At 42.9% G+C, this 17,133-nt stretch carries 14 protein-coding genes; all 14 read right to left on the reverse strand.

What is annotated here, in order from left to right; genetic code table 11:
• Positions 1-2: 2 nt before the first annotated feature.
• Positions 3-785: an ABC transporter ATP-binding protein gene (locus tag IFO66_RS16040; protein WP_192026135.1), complete on the reverse strand. Its 783-nt coding sequence runs from the start codon at positions 783-785 to the stop codon at positions 3-5.
• Between the two features lie 101 nt (positions 786-886).
• A complete protein-coding gene (locus IFO66_RS16045; protein ID WP_192026136.1) occupies positions 887-1,639 on the reverse strand; it encodes a DUF4097 family beta strand repeat-containing protein in 753 nt (250 codons plus the stop codon).
• On the reverse strand, positions 1,636-2,181 hold the full coding sequence (locus IFO66_RS16050; protein ID WP_192026137.1) for an HAAS signaling domain-containing protein: 546 nt from the start codon (positions 2,179-2,181) through the stop codon (positions 1,636-1,638). Before IFO66_RS16050 ends, IFO66_RS16045 begins: the two co-directional genes overlap by 4 nt.
• Positions 2,174-2,497, reverse strand: a complete 324-nt coding sequence (locus IFO66_RS16055; protein ID WP_028593003.1) for a PadR family transcriptional regulator — start codon at positions 2,495-2,497, stop codon at positions 2,174-2,176. The genes IFO66_RS16050 and IFO66_RS16055 overlap by 8 nt, the downstream gene beginning before the upstream one ends.
• Before the next feature lie 366 nt (positions 2,498-2,863).
• Positions 2,864-5,323, reverse strand: coding sequence for an S-layer homology domain-containing protein (locus tag IFO66_RS16060; RefSeq protein ID WP_192026138.1), 2,460 nt, complete (start codon positions 5,321-5,323; stop codon positions 2,864-2,866).
• A 341-nt stretch (positions 5,324-5,664) separates the two neighbouring features.
• Positions 5,665-6,759: a 3-phosphoserine/phosphohydroxythreonine transaminase gene (gene serC / locus IFO66_RS16065; RefSeq protein WP_192026139.1), complete on the reverse strand. Its 1,095-nt coding sequence runs from the start codon at positions 6,757-6,759 to the stop codon at positions 5,665-5,667.
• 330 nt (positions 6,760-7,089) lie between these two features.
• Positions 7,090-8,514: a type I glutamate--ammonia ligase gene (gene glnA, locus IFO66_RS16070; protein ID WP_192026140.1), complete on the reverse strand. Its 1,425-nt coding sequence runs from the start codon at positions 8,512-8,514 to the stop codon at positions 7,090-7,092.
• 332 nt (positions 8,515-8,846) lie between these two features.
• The gene (gene aroF / locus IFO66_RS16075) at positions 8,847-9,896 is read right to left on the reverse strand and encodes a 3-deoxy-7-phosphoheptulonate synthase (RefSeq protein WP_192026176.1); all 1,050 of its coding nucleotides are present in this window, start codon (positions 9,894-9,896) and stop codon (positions 8,847-8,849) included.
• 211 nt (positions 9,897-10,107) lie between these two features.
• Positions 10,108-11,076: a 4-hydroxy-3-methylbut-2-enyl diphosphate reductase gene (locus tag IFO66_RS16080; RefSeq protein WP_192026141.1), complete on the reverse strand. Its 969-nt coding sequence runs from the start codon at positions 11,074-11,076 to the stop codon at positions 10,108-10,110.
• A 69-nt stretch (positions 11,077-11,145) separates the two neighbouring features.
• Entirely contained in the window at positions 11,146-12,651 is a 1,506-nt protein-coding gene (locus IFO66_RS16085; protein ID WP_192026142.1) for a sensor histidine kinase, read from the reverse strand.
• A 3-nt stretch (positions 12,652-12,654) separates the two neighbouring features.
• Positions 12,655-13,338 carry a response regulator transcription factor gene (locus IFO66_RS16090; RefSeq protein ID WP_028593010.1) on the reverse strand — a complete coding sequence of 228 codons (684 nt, stop codon included), beginning with the start codon at positions 13,336-13,338 and terminating at the stop codon, positions 12,655-12,657.
• Positions 13,339-13,564: 226 nt separating this feature from the next.
• Positions 13,565-15,190 (reverse strand): S1C family serine protease, encoded by a 1,626-nt coding sequence (locus IFO66_RS16095; RefSeq protein ID WP_192026143.1) that lies wholly within the window; start codon positions 15,188-15,190, stop codon positions 13,565-13,567.
• Between the two features lie 247 nt (positions 15,191-15,437).
• The gene (locus IFO66_RS16100) at positions 15,438-16,082 is read right to left on the reverse strand and encodes a response regulator (protein WP_192026144.1); all 645 of its coding nucleotides are present in this window, start codon (positions 16,080-16,082) and stop codon (positions 15,438-15,440) included.
• The gene (locus tag IFO66_RS16105) at positions 16,051-17,130 is read right to left on the reverse strand and encodes a HAMP domain-containing sensor histidine kinase (RefSeq protein ID WP_192026145.1); all 1,080 of its coding nucleotides are present in this window, start codon (positions 17,128-17,130) and stop codon (positions 16,051-16,053) included. Before IFO66_RS16105 ends, IFO66_RS16100 begins: the two co-directional genes overlap by 32 nt.
• Positions 17,131-17,133: the final 3 nt, after the last annotated feature.

Raw genomic sequence — 17,133 nt, forward strand, 5'->3', positions numbered from 1 at the left:
TATCACTCCTTCCCAGCAATAAATGAAAAGATCTGCTGTTCGCGGGACTGAAGCTGTTCTGGCTTATATTTGCCCAACTCCAATATCCCGCCAATCTGACCATCTTTGATGAGAATAATTCGATCTGCTCGACAGGCTGCTTTAATATCATGAGTTACCATGACAATGGTCTGTCCATCGCGATTAACTTCAGTTAATAAATCAAGAATAATCGTACCTTGCTCTTGATTCAAAGCTCCGGTCGGTTCATCCGCAAAAATAACTTCTGGGGAATTGATAAGTGCCCTTGCAATGGCAGCTCTTTGTTGTTGTCCTCCCGACACTTGTGATGGTAGTCTATCCCGTTGCTCTTCAATATTCATAAGCTTAAGTAAATAGAGAGCTTTTGTACGAATATCTTTATTTGATCGTCCTGCTACATGACCAGGGAGAGCGATGTTTTCATATAAATTTAAATCTGGGACTAAATTAATTGACTGGTATACATAACCAATTCTTTCTGATCGCAATGCTGTGATTTGTGTTTCTGATAGTTGATCAATTCGCTGTTCTTTGAAATACACACTACCAGAACTTACACTATCCAAACCACTTAACATATAAAGCAACGTAGACTTTCCAGATCCCGAACTACCCATTATAACTGTAAATTCACCTTCATAAATATCTAAGCTCATATCCTTGGCTGCGTGAAATTCCTCATTTCCAGTTTGATACGTTTTATACAGATGCTCAGCTTTTAAAATCACTGTTTTCTTCTCATTAGGTTTTAGTTGAACCTTCATTTCAATCGCTCCCTCATATGAATTAGCATTTTTTCAGTAAGGAATATCAGTTATAGTAGTGAAATCATGTAGTTAAAAGAAGATTAGTTATGGATAACGATTCATCTCTGCGTGAAAACGAGATTACCAGTATCTGAAACAAGTCGTACTCTAGGGGTCTTATTACTGTTTGAAGCTATGCTTGGAGGAAGGTTAGATTCTACGCTGCCATCGACTGTTTTCAGTTCATGCTGTAGAGAGTTAGGAATTTCATATGCTGTTACGGAAACATTACCTGTATCTGTCTTGACGAAAATATCTGATGTGATTTTCTTTAAATGTAAAGAAACTTCACCCGTATCTGTAGACACATTAAACTTTCCGTCATTTACGTTAGCGAGAAAATTACCTGTATTACTTGCTATTTGATATTCTATTGCGTGAACTTCTTCTATTGAAATATTTCCAGTATCGGTTTGTATCTGCAATTGTGCGAAGACTTGCTGAGGAATTTGAATGGTTAGTTTGACATTGGAGTAAAGAACAAAGAACTTTTCTGCAGTCTTTTCCTTCACAGAAATGACTACGTTTTTTCCGCTATGACTAACTTGCAACTCATAATCATCTGCCCAACGAGTTGTAATCGTACCAGTAAGCTTTGCTTCAATAGTTTCTCCTTTAGTCGGAGTCAGTTCAATATTTTGAGTGTCAGATATGACTTGAATATTTTGAATTTCTTGTGAATTAGCGCTCCATCTTTCACTAATTTCGGTTGTATTAAATGGTGATACACCCAGCAAATAGAGAGCAGTATTTCCAATTACCGCTATCACAATAAGCACCAAAGCCACTTTAACCTTCTTAGAGGCACTCATATATTTCTCCCCCATTTTCTTATGCTATAACGCAAATATCGAAGCACCTGGTTGTAGTACCAAGTTATCATTTTATTCAATCCATTCAGGAGCAGCAATCCCATACCTACTAATCCTAATATCCAAAAGAAATCAAACAAAAGGTTCCAGCTTACGCCATTCTGGATAAGCATAATAAGTGGTGATGCAAGCAACAGCGTTGCAATTACATACATACTTATAACTACGAACAAAGAAATTGCGAATGGTATCAGAACCGGTACTATATTGAATATACCAATACCTGCGATGGCAAAAGTAGCTTTAGTGATTCGATTTAATGTAGGAGAGTGTGTCGCTTGTTGCAGTCTATACTGTGCTATTATTTCTTTTGCAACCAGCTTGGGGGTTCCAAGACTTCTAACGATCTCCTCTTCATCTCTACTACAATACAGAGCATTAGCGAAATGTTCTTCATAATCACCCAACACCACCTCACGTTCTGATGGAGGGAGACATTTCAAATAGCTAGACAATTCACTTATATATTTTTGTTTATTCACCCCGCAGTCCCCCTTCAATTATTTCTTGAACACCTTCAGAAAATAATGTCCACTCCCCTAACAGCTGTTGAAGTGATTCCTTCCCTTTATCAGTCAGTTTATAATATTTTCGGGGCGGTCCTACATTTGATTGGATGTAATAAGTAGAAAACAAACCATCCACCGTGAGACGCCGAAGCAACGGATAAATCGTTCCTTCTGAAATTTCAAACTTGCGTGAAATCACATCTACTAACTCGTAACCGTAACGATCTTGCTTGGCAGTCAAAACCAGTACGCACAATTCCAATACACCCTTTTTAAACTGTACATTCAAATTAACCACCTACGCTTTTTCAGTACCTTTTAATCCGAGGTACCGGATTAAAAAACAATATCGTGTTCCAAATGCATTCCTTAGAGCTTACATGCTACTACCTTGCATTGCACAGTACCTAGTTACAAAAAACGATACTCAAATATAAACAATGACTCGTGAGATTTCTTTTCCTCTACATCCATTCCTGACTCATCGTATCCAGTTATACCCAAATTATACTTCCATTTTTTATAATTCACAAGCATTTTCTAAAAAAACTTGCATTTCGAATAATTATCAATTCCTTAAGGCATTCCAGATACGCCATTAAAAAAGCCACCTCTTCATCTATTCAGACAGAGAGGCGGCCTCTTCAACTCAACCTTATTTATTTAATAAACGATACAAAATAACTGCGGACTCTGCACGATTCGTAGAATCGTTTGGTTTCAACTTGCCTTTGTCGCCCACGAGAATACCTTTCTCAACCGCTAGTGCTACATCTGCTTTGAGAGAAGGATGAATCGACTTGTAATCTTTGTACTGCTTCAATACTTGGTCTGGGTTCGCAACATCTTGCCAACCATTTTTCTGCTGCAACAAGCGTACTGCGATAGCTGCGAATTCCGCACGGCTAATCTTCGTATCTGGTCTGAACGTACCGTTCGGGTAACCGCTCAAGATACCTTGATCCGCTGCTGCACGAATGTACTTCGCATACCATTTCGAACTACTTACATCCGTAAATGTTTTTGAACCTTCCTTCTCCTTCAGGTCAAAACCAAGTACGAACATTTTTGCCACTTCACCACGTGTAGTTGGTGATTTAGGTGCAAAGCGATTACTACCTACACCTTCCATAATGCCCAACGCAGAGATAAAGTCGATCTTCGGACCAGCCCATGCACGGACTTTGCTAATATCGTTGTAAGATACACTGCGTCCTGTGATTGCAAGCTCTTCATTACCACTCTTAAGTGCATACTCGTAGCTGCCATTAACAGGCTTCACAGCAGTACCACCCACAGCCGCTACAACCAATGCACGGCTAGGCAGCTTGAACGATGTACTCAATGGAAGTGTCGCTTTTACAGCACCGCTAGGCAATGTCTTACCGTCTTTCAATACAAACTCGTATTTATATACATCGGAAGCAACAATCGGGCTATTATTGAAGCGATTCTCTTGTCTCGATGTCGTTTTCCATTCTACATCTTGTTGTAAGGAAGCTACATTCGAAGTCGTGCGCAAGCTGTTCGTCAATACGGATACGTCTGCTGCTTGCTTGGACTTGAAGTGCTCTTGCAATGATTTACTTAAAGATACATGGTACTTCTTCACATCATGTGTTCCCGCGTCCAAAGTAAGAGCGAATGACGGAATCGTAATATCGGACTTCACATTTTTGAACAATCCAGCCCACTTCTTGAACTGAGTTTCTACTTCATTTACATAGTTCTTCAGATCGCTGTCTGTCAGCTTCAATGTTGCCACTCCGTCTTTCACAACGACAAAGCGCTTCACATTAAGCTTCGTTACTTCAGCAAACGACTTGTTCAGCAGCGCATTTAATTCGTCTAGTACACGATTTTTCTCTTCTGTGGAAACAGCGCTAGTAAGACGCGACTTAAGTGCAGCCAATTGCTTCTCAAGCTCTTTAAAGTAGTTGTTATAATCGATGAGGACGCCATCCGAGATGCTACCGCCTCCGCCACCTGGGAAGTAGCCGCCGCCAGGGTTATTACCATTGTTAGATCCAGGAGCAATGTAACGAACAGGAATTTGTACGTTGCTGAACAATACTTCATTTCCACTAAAGCTTCCCGTTTTTCTAATATAAGCAGTAACAACAGCAACACCATCTTTGTTACCAGTAGTTTTCAGCGTACCGCCTTCTAACTTAACACCAGTACTCTTATTCTCGTCGAGATCCAACTCAAGATAGCGGTTGTAATCAGAATATGTGACAGTAGTTACACCGCTATACACATCTGTATACACACTTTCCGTCACATTTCCGTATACAGCCCCATATACACTAAGCACAACATTTGTGCCTTCTTTTGTATCATTTCCAATTAGGTTCGCATGTGCACGCACTGCTGCTACAGCCAATGATTCAACAGCTTTATTATAAGTGGACACTTTAGCAGCCAATTGCTTATCTGCTTCGTTTACAGTGCTCCAATCCAACTTGTACGTATTTGCGATCGCATTGAACTTGTCGGATTCCTTAATTGCGGATTGAACAACTTTCTGCAACTTCGCATTGAAATTCTTACCGATATCTGCTGGATTTCTGAGCAATTCTGCGATTTCTTTACTTTGGAACTCTTTTAAGAAGTTGCCCTTAACTTTCGCTGCCAGATCCTCGTAATCTGCCTTGCTCAACCCGGTTGTTATACCTGCGTCTAGGGCTGCTTGCTGCAACACCTTGTCATATGTAGTACTCAAAGCACCCAAAGCCTGTGGATCACCAAGCGCAAACAACTTCAACTGCTTGTAGATGCCAAATACATTTTCTTTCGTTAGGTCACCCTTGTCCCGATATTTTTCAGGGATGCTATTCCAGATCGGGTCAACAACTCCTTGATACGTTGCATACGTAACAGAAGTTACAGTACTATTATAAGTCGCCTTCACAACAGAAGCCTCTTCAGCGCTCAGTGCAGCATGAATTTGCTTATTTTTATTTTCCAGCCAAATAATTGGCGACTTGGATTCCTGCGCAGCTTGAACTTTGCTAAGTACCTCAGCAGTCGACAATGCATTAACAGGAATACCTGCGAGTGAACCAACTACTAAGCTCGCAGCTAAGGCTGTACTTACGATTTTTTTCTTCATGAAACCTTTTCCCTCCACGATTGTTATTTATGGATAACTTATTGCAATAATAAGTTTCCAACGATCCTATAAGTGAATCAGCCACAATCTAGATGTCAAAGTGCTTAAAATGAAGGCTTTTTCACCATTCCAGAATATACCTCAAAATGTTTATATTCATCTTTTCATATAAAGTTTCTCTTATTATCCAAATTAGCGGAAACTTTTTATGTTCCTTACTAGATTGACATCCATTTTTTACACGTATTACAGGAAAATGAAACAAAAATAAAAAAGAAGAAATCCAACGTCTAACTATAAGACGCAGATTTCTTCCATTTAGTTGCAAGTCTGAGTAAAAATTATCCGTTTTTAAGTCTAAAGTCTTCCATAAACTGTACTAAAGCCTCACAACTAGAGCGTGGAACCGCGTTGTAAATAGAGGCCCGAAGCCCCCCTACACTACGATGCCCTTTCAACCCTACGAAGCCAGCTTGCTCCGCTTGAGCAGCAAATGCCTTCTCCAACTCTTCGGTGGCAAGACGGAAGGTAACGTTCATAATTGAACGACTAGCTTGCTCTGCACAACCACGATAGAAGCCATCACTGTTATCAATCGCGTTATAAATAAGCTGCGCTTTATATTCATTGGCCACTTGAACCGCACTCAAGCCACCTTGCTCTTTAAGCCATTCCAATACAAGCTTCACCATATAAATAGAGAAAGATGGAGGTGTGTTGTACAACGAATTGTTTTTGTAAGCTGTGCTGTAACGCATCATAGTTGGTATTGTCTTTGGACTATTAGCTATGAGCTCTTCCTTCGCAATGACAACGGTAACGCCAGATGGACCAAGATTTTTCTGTGCACCCGCATAAATCATCCCAAACTGAGATACATCGATAGGACGACACAATATATCACTGGACATATCTACGATGAGCGGCACATCACCTGTATTAGGGTAAGCATGGAACTGAGTACCTTCAATCGTTTCGTTGGATGTGAGATGCAAATAAGCAGCTTGTTCTGGCAATTGTAGATCAGATAAGGATGGAATACTCATAAATTTATCCGCTTCAGATGACGAAACAACTTGTATTTCTCCCACCAACTGTGCTTCTTGGATCGCCTTCGTTGCCCAGCTACCAGTGTTCACATACGCACCGACTTTGCCCGTGGCGAGTAAATTAAGCGGAATCATCGCAAATTGGGTACTTGCTCCACCTTGCATGAACAGCACATCATATCCCGCAGGAATATTAAGCAGTTCCTTCATTAAAGACTTCGCTTCATTGTGCACACCTTCATACACGCCGCCGCGATGTGACATTTCCATAATCGACATGCCTGTGCCTGCAAATTCGACGAATTCCGTCTGCGCACGCTCCAGCACTTCAAGCGGCAATGCTGCTGGTCCAGCATTGAAGTTATAAGCTCGTTGACGTTGATCCATATGTCCTCCACCTTTTCCCCATTATAGCTTCCGAAATATTATTGTAATGATATCAGGTAATGACATCTCCTTCAACCACATATTTTACGAAAAATAGAATGAATCCATATCTATATTGTTCGGTTATAAGCAAATATCGCGAATGATTTCTCTATAACTTCGTTCTGCAGACTACTTATTTCCGAAATAAAAGAACCCCTCCTTGAGATTGTCGCTACGAACGGCATTTTCACTCAAAGAGGGGTATATTGTGTACATTTTGAAAACTTATTCGAATGATTCCAACTTCATAAAACGCCCAGCTCTGTACTAAGCCAAACTACCTATTTATTAGCAATCGAAGTAGAGGCTGTACTCTTGCGGATGAATACGAATCGCTACTGACTTCGCTTCACCACGTTTGAAGTTGATATAGTTATTGATGAAGTCTTTGGAGAATACGCCACCATCGAGCAAGAACTCGTGATCAGCTTCAAGTGCCGCAAGCGCTTCTTCCATTGTACCTGGTACGCTGCGAATCTCATGCTTCTCCGCATCAGACAATTCGTAAATGTTTTTATCAAATGGACCATAGCCAAGTGCACGCGGATCCAACTTACGCTTAATTCCATCCAAGCCAGCCATCAACATAGCTGCGAATGCCAAGTATGGGTTAGCTGTGGAGTCAGGCGTACGGAACTCGATACGGCAGCCTTTTGGCGTTACCGCTGCAACTGGAATACGGATCGCAGCAGAACGGTTACCTTTAGAGAATACCAAGTTAACTGGTGCCTCATAACCAGGAACGAGGCGCTTAAAGGAGTTCGTTGACGGATTCGTAATCGCAAGCAATGCTGGTGCATGGTGCAAAATACCGCCGATATAGTGCAACGCCATTTCGCTCAAGTTTGCATAACCGCCTTTTTCATAGAACAACGGTGTGTCACCATCAAAGATCGATTGGTGAACGTGCATGCCGCTACCGTTATCACCGAACAATGGCTTAGGCATAAATGTTGCTACTTTGCCGAATTGACGAGCCGTATTGTGAACGATGTATTTGTATGTCAACAAGTTATCAGCTGTTTTTCTTAATGTATCGAAGCGGAAGTTGATCTCGCCTTGACCTGCTGTTGCAACCTCATGGTGATGACGCTCAACACGAAGGCCAGCATCTTGCAACAAGCGGCAAATTTCACTGCGCAAGTCTTGTTGTGTGTCAACAGGAGCTACAGGCACATAACCGCCTTTTGTAGGAATCTTGAAGCCAAGGTTACCGCCTTCTTCTTTGCGGTTCGTGTTCCATGCAGCTTCTTCGGAATCAACAAAGAACGAAGAGCTGTTCATGGAAGTCTCGTAGCGTACATCATCGAAAATAAAGAACTCGGACTCAGGAGCGAAGTAAGCTGCAGTGCCAACACCAGCTGTTTGCAAAAATTGTTCTGCTTTCTCTGCAATACTGCGCGGGTCACGATCATAACGTTCGCCATCTGGTGTATGAATGTTACACATAATGATAAGCGTAGCATGGGAAGTGAACGGATCAACATAACAGCTATCTGTATCAGGCATCATAACCATATCGGATTCCTCGATACCGCGGAAGCCTGGAATCGAAGAACCATCAAAAGCAACACCATTTACGAACGTTTCAGCATCTACTTCTGTTGCAGGCAAGCTAATATGGTGTGCACGACCACTTAAGTCCACAAAACGGAAATCTACAAACTCAATAGCTTTTTCCTTCATTAATTCCAATACACGGTTGACTGACATCTCAATTCCTCCCCAATTCCGAACATTAATATAGTTTATTAGTTAAATTGTTCATTTCGTTTTTGATATTGAAGTTATTATAGAGCCACGCAATATCGTCCGTCAATACTCATGTCAGGTATTTTTTTATTTTATGTAAGGTTTCCTAACACCCTTATTTAGGAAGTATTTAACCACCGTATAATTCTATCTTGAAAACGCCTTATACCTCCCACATTCCGCATTCTTATCAAGCAAAAAAACGACCCATTTACAGGTCGTTTTTTGTCATTCTTTAGTCATCAAATTACGTGCCATACGCTCGAACTAAATGATTATTCAAACCATCCAACCTACACGAAGTAAGCAGCCTCTTGCTTCTCTGTGTTAAATGTACTTCCGCACAAAGGAGCAAGCTGCTCCAGTTCACGAAGCAAACGAGCAAACTGATCCGGGAACAAAGATTGAACGCCGTCTCCCGTCATCGAGTTGTCGGGATCTGTATGCATTTCGATAATGAGACCATCTGCCCCAGCTGCTACAGACGCCTTCGTCATAGGCTCTACCAACTCACGGCGACCTGTTCCATGGCTCGGATCAGAGATAACAGGTAAGTGAGTCAGCTGTTTCATAACCGGAATAGCAGCCAAATCCAATGTATTGCGCGTGTAAGATTCAAATGTGCGAATACCACGCTCGCATAACATAACGTTCGGATTGCCGCCTGCCAAGATGTATTCCGCAGCATTCAACCACTCATCATACGTTGCACTGAGACCTCTCTTCAACAGCACAGCGCGATTGCATTCGCCAAGCTTGCGCAGCAAATCGAAGTTCTGCATGTTGCGCGTTCCGACTTGCAAAATATCCGCATATTGCGCGCAAACATCTACATATTCGGGTGACATAACTTCGGTAATGGTGAGCAAGCCATGTTTCTTGCCCGTTTCCGCCATCATCTCCAACCCTTCCACACCAATGCCTTGGAAGCTGTATGGACCTGTACGCGGTTTAAATGCTCCGCCACGAAGCACTTGGCCACCCGCAGCCTTTACAAGACGAGCAATCTCATCTATTTGTTCTGGAGACTCAACCGCGCATGGGCCGCCCATTACGACAAGCTCTCCGCCTCCGATACGTACATCGCCAATTTCAATAACCGTGTCTGCTGGATGGAAGTCTCTACTTGCCATCTTGTATGACTTTGTAATCTTCACGACTTGCTCTACACCTTTCATCTGACGCAACTGTTCTGCTGTCTTCGGATCTACTCCACCTACGAGCCCGATTACCGTTTGCTCTGTGCCTCGCGACAAATGAGCTTGCAGTCCTTTGCTTTCAATAAATGTAATAATCTCTTCTATTCGTTCATCTGAAATACGATTGGATACAACAACGATCATGGGGCTCACCTTCGATTCTACGTTATTTTCTTCCATACTTAAACGCTTGTTCGCGTTTACGCTTTTATCCATTAAAGATATTCTATGTTGATATTCCATTTTCGTCAAGGGTAAAACCACCATTTCACATTGTTGTCATATTATTATCCAAATATAAAATAACCGCCTTAGAATAAATTCTAAGGCGATTATCGTATGGTTGTTCCATTGTTTAGTTCGTTGTTTCAACTTTATTAATAGTCTTCGCACGCGCTGGCGGAAGGAGCTTCTGCATATTTACCGTACGCTCAAGTGGCCATGTAGATTCATCATCTTTGTCGTACTGCTCCAAATAGGCCACAACTTCCTTCGTTATCGGAGTTGGGGTGGAAGCTCCAGACGTTATACCGACTATTTCTACACCTTCCAGCCATTCCTGCTTAAACTCAGACAAATCCGAAATCCGATATGCACGTGTACCAGCGATTTCTTCAGATACTTGTGCAAGACGGTTAGAGTTGTTACTGCGCGGATCACCTACAACGATAACAAGATCACACTGCGATGCCTGCTCAGCTACAGCCTGCTGACGCACCTGTGTCGCCATACAGATTTCGTTATGAATTTCCGCATGTGGATAGCGCTGTATAAGCTTATTCATAATATGCTTAATATCCCATTGGCTCATCGTCGTCTGATTCGTAATGATGATGCGCTCCGCATTAACCATCAGTTGGTCAATTTCCTCTTCATTCTCGATAAGATGAACGTGTTCAGGAGCGACACCGATAGCACCTTCCGGCTCAGGATGCCCTTTTTTACCGATATAAATGACTTCATAGCCCTGTTCCGTCATTTCCTTAATCAGCGTATGGGTACGTGTTACATCCGGACAAGTAGCATCTACTGTCGTCAATCCTTTTTCACGCGCTCTACGGCGCACTTCAGGAGATACACCATGCGCCGTGAAAATAATCGTCCCAGACTCAACTTGATCTAGAATTTCCAAGCGATTCGCGCCATCCAACGTAATAATGCCCGCATCTTCGAACGCATCAGTAACATGACTATTATGAACAATCATGCCCAGTATATATATAGGACGGGGCAAATCCAAATTACGTGCTGTCTGCTGCGCGATAACCATCGCATCTACAACACCATAACAATATCCCCGCGGTGTAATCTTATGAACTTTCATTCTGTTCACCAGCTTTCTATGTGAATCCCCTCAAAGGAGCCTTTCACTCTATTATACCGGAAATATTCCCTATTGTCCTTCATCGCTTTTGACATCGCCCACTTCTGTAGGCTCCATGATCCACTCATCTGGAATATGGACAAGAGGCAGCCAAACGATAAATGTAGTACCTTCCCCAGGCTGCGTCATGACCTCAACAGAGCCTCCATGCTCATCAATAATCCATTTGGCAATCGATAAGCCTAGGCCAGTTCCCGATGTGATGCCACGAGATACATCAGCACGATAAAAGCGCTCGAAAATATGCGGCACTTCATGCTCATCCATTCCGATACCACTGTCCTTGATACGTAGTCCCAGTTGGTCGTTCTGAACAACCGCTATTAGCTCCACACTTCCGGAAGGCGTGTATTTGAACGCATTTTCAATAAAGATGAACAGCATTTGCTGCAAGTAATCTTTGTTGCCTCGAACAAACTTATTAGATAGCTCTGCATTTTCTTCAAAAATCCAATCCGATGTTCTTGGCAGGAACTGTGCCCTACGTACGACCTCTTCGATAAGCCCCTTTACTTCAACGACTTCTTTCTCCACTTTATAACCTGCATCTGCACGCGCTAAAGAGAGCATGTCGTTTACAAGATTACTCATTCGTCGTGCTTCATCTCCAATATCACGCAATGCCTCCTCAGACATTTGCTCGCGCTCATCTTCCGTCAATGGCAATTCATTCGTATTTTTCGTAGACCACATCTTCTCTAACAAATCGACATTGCCTCGAATGGTAGTAAGCGGTGTTCTGAGCTCATGCGATGCATCCGATACAAATCGACGCTGCGCCCGATAAGCATCATCTAACTCATTATAAAAGGTCTCCATCCGACCTAACATACTATTAATCGTTTCCGTCAGCTGGCCAATTTCATCTTCAGGAGGACCTTCGCGCGGAATACGGACACTCAGATCCGCCCCCTTCTGTACACGATTGGTTGCACGAATGATATTCTCAATTGGGCGCAGTGACTTTTGTGCTAGGAACAATCCTAACGAGAAGGCAATCACGACGGTCACCATCGATGCAAAAATAAGAATCGTGCGAAGCAATTTGAAGAAGGCAGCATGGTCACCCGTATAGGCACCTACTTGAATGAGTCCAACAACCTCTCCACCAATATCGATTGGTTGGTGATAAACGTAGAACTCATTCCCACTCACGTTCAATCGCTTATATCCTTCCTGCACATCTTTAGGTGATGAAGGGTAAGGAAACTTCATTCGCAAATCCTGAAGATTTTCGGAAAACCTATACTCCTTGCTTGTATAGTTGTAGGTTTGGATATACAACTCTTCAAAAGAATTATCTGAGTTAGGAGGTACAAAAATATCAAAAGAGATATCTCCGTTCCATTTTACCGTGCTTTGAACCGACATTTGTTTCGTTTGGTGCTTAAGGCGATTTTTGATATCACTGTAAATATTGTAGTCAACAAACGCATAGATCGAAATGCCGAACACAAACAATGTAAATGCCAACAATGCTGAATACCATACTGTAAGCCTAAGGCGAATCGACATTCACTAGTCCCCTCTCAATACGTAACCAGTACCGCGAATCGTTTGAATAAGACGCTTATCGCCATGCTCTTCCGTCTTTTGGCGCAGCATCGCAATATACACCTCAAGCACATTTGATTCCCCGCTATAATCATAGCCCCAAATTTTCTCCATAATGACATCTCTCGGCAATACTCGCTTCGGATTCTGCATGAACAGATGGAGCAATTCGAACTCTTTTGCTGTCAGTTCTACTGGTTTGCCATCCCGCTTCACTTCACGAGTATGTAAATCTAACAAAAGATCTTCAAACGTCAAACGATGGCCTCCGCCTTCTTGCTCTGGACGACGACGCAGCAATGCTCTCACGCGAGCTAACAATTCTTCCAACGCAAACGGCTTCACGAGATAATCATCTGCTCCCGTATCTAAGCCTTTCACTCGATCCTGCACTTCATCTTTCGCCGTCAGCATCAACACAGGGACACTGATTTCCGCTTCCCGCAGTCGTCGACATACTTCCCAACCATCCACTTCCGGCATCATGACGTCAAGAATAACAAGATCTGGCTCTCTAATAATAACTTGGCGCAAGCCCTCCGCACCGTTTGGTGCCGTCTGTACCTCATAGCCATCAAATACGAGTCCGCGTCTCAACATCGACGTTATTTTTTCATCATCATCTACAATTAAAATATAAGGCCTCATATGAAATATTCTTCCTTTCATCCTTAACGTTTATGAATAGCTTCAACGATGAGCTCTTTGACTCATACGTATTACATCGTCGTATTACTTTTAGAACTTACTCTGTACCCTAGCTCAGACTTATATTGTACCATGACGCGCGGACAAGCGAAAAGAAAGCGAAGGATACACTTCATATCACCTCGCTTTCTTCTCTCTGTATATCTTTATAACTAACGTTTACGATTTAAGGCTGGAGCTGTTCTTGTGCCGCTTGTTGGAATTTGTTCTTGTCACCAATCTTCACGTCTACACTTGTTTTTTTGCCTTTACGAACAACCTCGAGTTTAACCGTATCGCCCACTTTTTTCGTTAAAATCTGTTCACTCAACTCTTCCTTCGTTGCTATCTCCTTGCCATCAATAGTCGTGATGACATCATAAGCGCGTAGCTCTGCATCATAAGCTGGAGAACCAAACACAACCGTATGCACTAGCGCACCAGGTGTATTTTCGATACCAATACTTTTCGCAATTTCTTCCGTCATTGTAATCAAGTTCGTTCCGATAAATGGAACTGGCTCTTTTGGAATTTCTTTGTTCTGTTTCAGCGGTTCCACGACATTCAAGATAACATTAGCAGGAATGGCGAAGCCGATACCTTGTGCTTCCTTACTTACTGCTACGTTCATCCCGATAACTTCGCCCTTCATATTTAAGAGCGGGCCGCCAGAGTTACCTGGGTTAATGGATGCATCCGTTTGAAGCAAATGTTCGTAGGTGCGCGGCTGGCCGTTATCATTCACGGTAATCGAACGCTCCCTAGCACTCAATACGCCCGTAGTTACCGTGTGATCGAATCCAGACGGATTGCCGATTGCAACCAACTGCTCTCCTACTTCCGTTGCATCGGAGTTACCAAGCTTGATTGTCGGGAAGTCAGAATCTCCTTCAATTTTCAATACAGCCAAATCAAGATCACGGCTCTTGCCTAATACTTGAGCTTTAAAAGGCTTTGTATAGCCTTCTATATTAACTTGTACCACTTCAGCACCTTCGATAACGTGCTGGTTCGTTAAAATAAATCCATCTTTTTCAAAAATAAAGCCTGTGCCCAGCCCTAGCGGCTGAAGAGCTTTTTCGGATGGCGTGTTGCTGTGCTGACTTTCAGGATTACCTCCGAAAAACTGTCTGAAGAACGGATCATCCATCCATGAACCTCTTCCACCCGTACTACTAGGTGTACCGTATGTGTCAATTTTCACTACCGCTGGGCTTGCCATTTTCACGACATCAGACACAGCGGCTGTTCCTTCAGGGAATGGTGCAGGACGTTTATCTACTACTTGCTGAGCAGCTTCTTTACGTTCAGTTACACCCGACAGAAGTGCATCCTCTCCTGTAAACCAGTTGTAGTAATCAGATGCTCCCATTAGGCCGCCAATTGCAATAACCCCTGCCATAAAGGAAGCAACCACCGTACGGAACGAGGTACGACGACGTTCTGGCTTCTGTTGGAACTGCCATTGTTGGTTAGCTCGTTCACCGTCTTTATAGCCGCCACCTCCATTAGATGAAGCTCCTCCTGCAAACGTAGGACCATTATGCGTTGCACTTGAGAATGGCATCGGCTTAATTGCCTGAGGCGGAGTTACCGGTACATCGCTTGCTCTGCCAGATGAATCACGTGATACTGTAGAATCTTGCTCGCTTCGTGAAGATTGATATGGCCCGTAAGCATAATAGTAAGGCTGTTGCTTATTATCTTGTTCCTTGGAAGCTGCTTGCTCATGTCCTGCTTGATTGGCCTCAGATTGAGGTCCTGTATAAGAACCCTTGTCGGGATGAGAAAAAGAATTACGTTGATCGCTCATGTGATCTCCTCCATTACTGTTAATGTTGCTGTTTCCATATTCCCTTCATTTTCGGGAAGCTCAATACCTTATGTAGTTATAATGGACTAGTAACCTTAAGCACACCTTAAAAACTTTATAAAACGGAATAAAACCGATATTCCCATTCTTTTTTTACTATTTACATAACAATAGCCCATTCGACTGCATCCGAATAGGCGATTAACTCCGATATGTTTGATGTGTTTGTTCCTTAGCCGTTCTATCACTATGCCCAGCCTTTGCGATGTGCAAACACGGCTAACTGCGTTCGATCCTGCAGCTCACATTTCATTAATAGATTTGATACGTGTGTTTTTACCGTTTTAATACTTATATGCAGCTCATCTGCTATGTCTTTGTTTGTTTTGCCATCTGCGATAAGCAGCAGTACTTCCTTTTCGCGCTCAGTCAAGCCATCATGCTCAGGCTCTGCGGCCCGCTTGCGCAATCCACGAGTCAGTGCTTGAGAAACTTCTCCACTCATGACAGGCATACCTCGATAAGCACCGCGAATTGCATAGCATAGTTCTTCGGCAGATATGGTCTTTAGTACGTAGCTAACCGCACCCGCTTGAATTGCAGAAACGACTTGCTCATCTTCCATAAAGCTCGTTAACATGACAATCCGTAGCTGCGGATAACGCGCAATCAATCTGCTCGTCGTTTCCACTCCATCCATGTCAGGCATCATCAAATCCATTAATACGACGTCAGGGAGATTGTCTTCCATCGCTTCGAGCTTATTCAGAGCATCATGCCCTCCACTCGCCTCCCCCAACACATCGATTTCCGAATCAAGCATCAAGTACGTCTTCAAACCTAGTCGAACCATTTCATGATCATCTACAAGAAAGACTTTCATCTTGTTCATCCTGATTCATCCCCTCAGCTTCAAACAGTGGAATATATACCCGAATTGTCGTACCCGCACCTGGTTGGCTGATCAACTCCATATGACCCCCAAGCTTATCAGCACGTTCCTGCATCGTCGTTAAACCATAACTGCCAGCAAAAGAACTCTTATTATTGCGATCGAATCCCACACCATCATCTGCAATTGACAGCAACATGCGATTCGCAGATTCCTGCATACTAAGTGTAACCTGATCGGCCTTAGCATGCTTAACAACATTCGCCATTGCTTCTTGTATCATTAAGAAGCATTGATGTTCTTTTGCTTCAGATAAATCATTTTCAATATGGATATCGATCTTGCCCTGCAAACCGTTTTGACGGCAATAGTCAGGAAACCACACCCCTAGCGCTTCTTGTAGGGATCGCCCATCCAACTCAATCGGACGGAGCTGTGAAATTAAAGCTCGCATTTGACGCTGAGCATTATGCGACATTTCAATTAATTGTGTGACAACGAGCTTCGCGCGCTCTTCATCCAGTTCCATCACTTTTGGCAATGAAGCGGAAGACATATGAATCGCGAACAACTGTTGACTAACCGAATCATGAAGGTCACGCGCCAATCGCTTTCTTTCTTCTTGCACAATCTGTTCATTGAAGATTTCACGCTCAATAACTTGCTGTTCGGTCAACTTCTGCAACAATTTTAACTTCTGTTCTGTTGTCTGCATCATCGTATTAAAATGCTCATACAGCGCATCAAACGATGTATGCTCACTTTCTTGAATTCGAACCGACCAGTTCCCCTTGGCCACCTGCATCATACTTTCATTAAGCGTGTCGAGCTTGCGTTGGATTCTCAATCCTGTGACGTAACCTGTTATTAATGAGACGATAAGTACCGTCAAAATACCAAACAGCCACTGAACCCACCCCGTAAACCATCCATCCCCAAAGCTAAAGGCAAGCCATAAGCTAGCAACGATAATACTTCCTGAAATGATAAAGGAGCATAGCAGTTCCCATTTCAGATTATTGGCACGCCACAAGCGTATATATCCCATGCA

It is taken from the genome of Paenibacillus arenosi (assembly GCF_014841135.1).
GTDB classification, from domain to species: Bacteria; Bacillota; Bacilli; order Paenibacillales; family Paenibacillaceae; genus Paenibacillus_B; species Paenibacillus_B arenosi.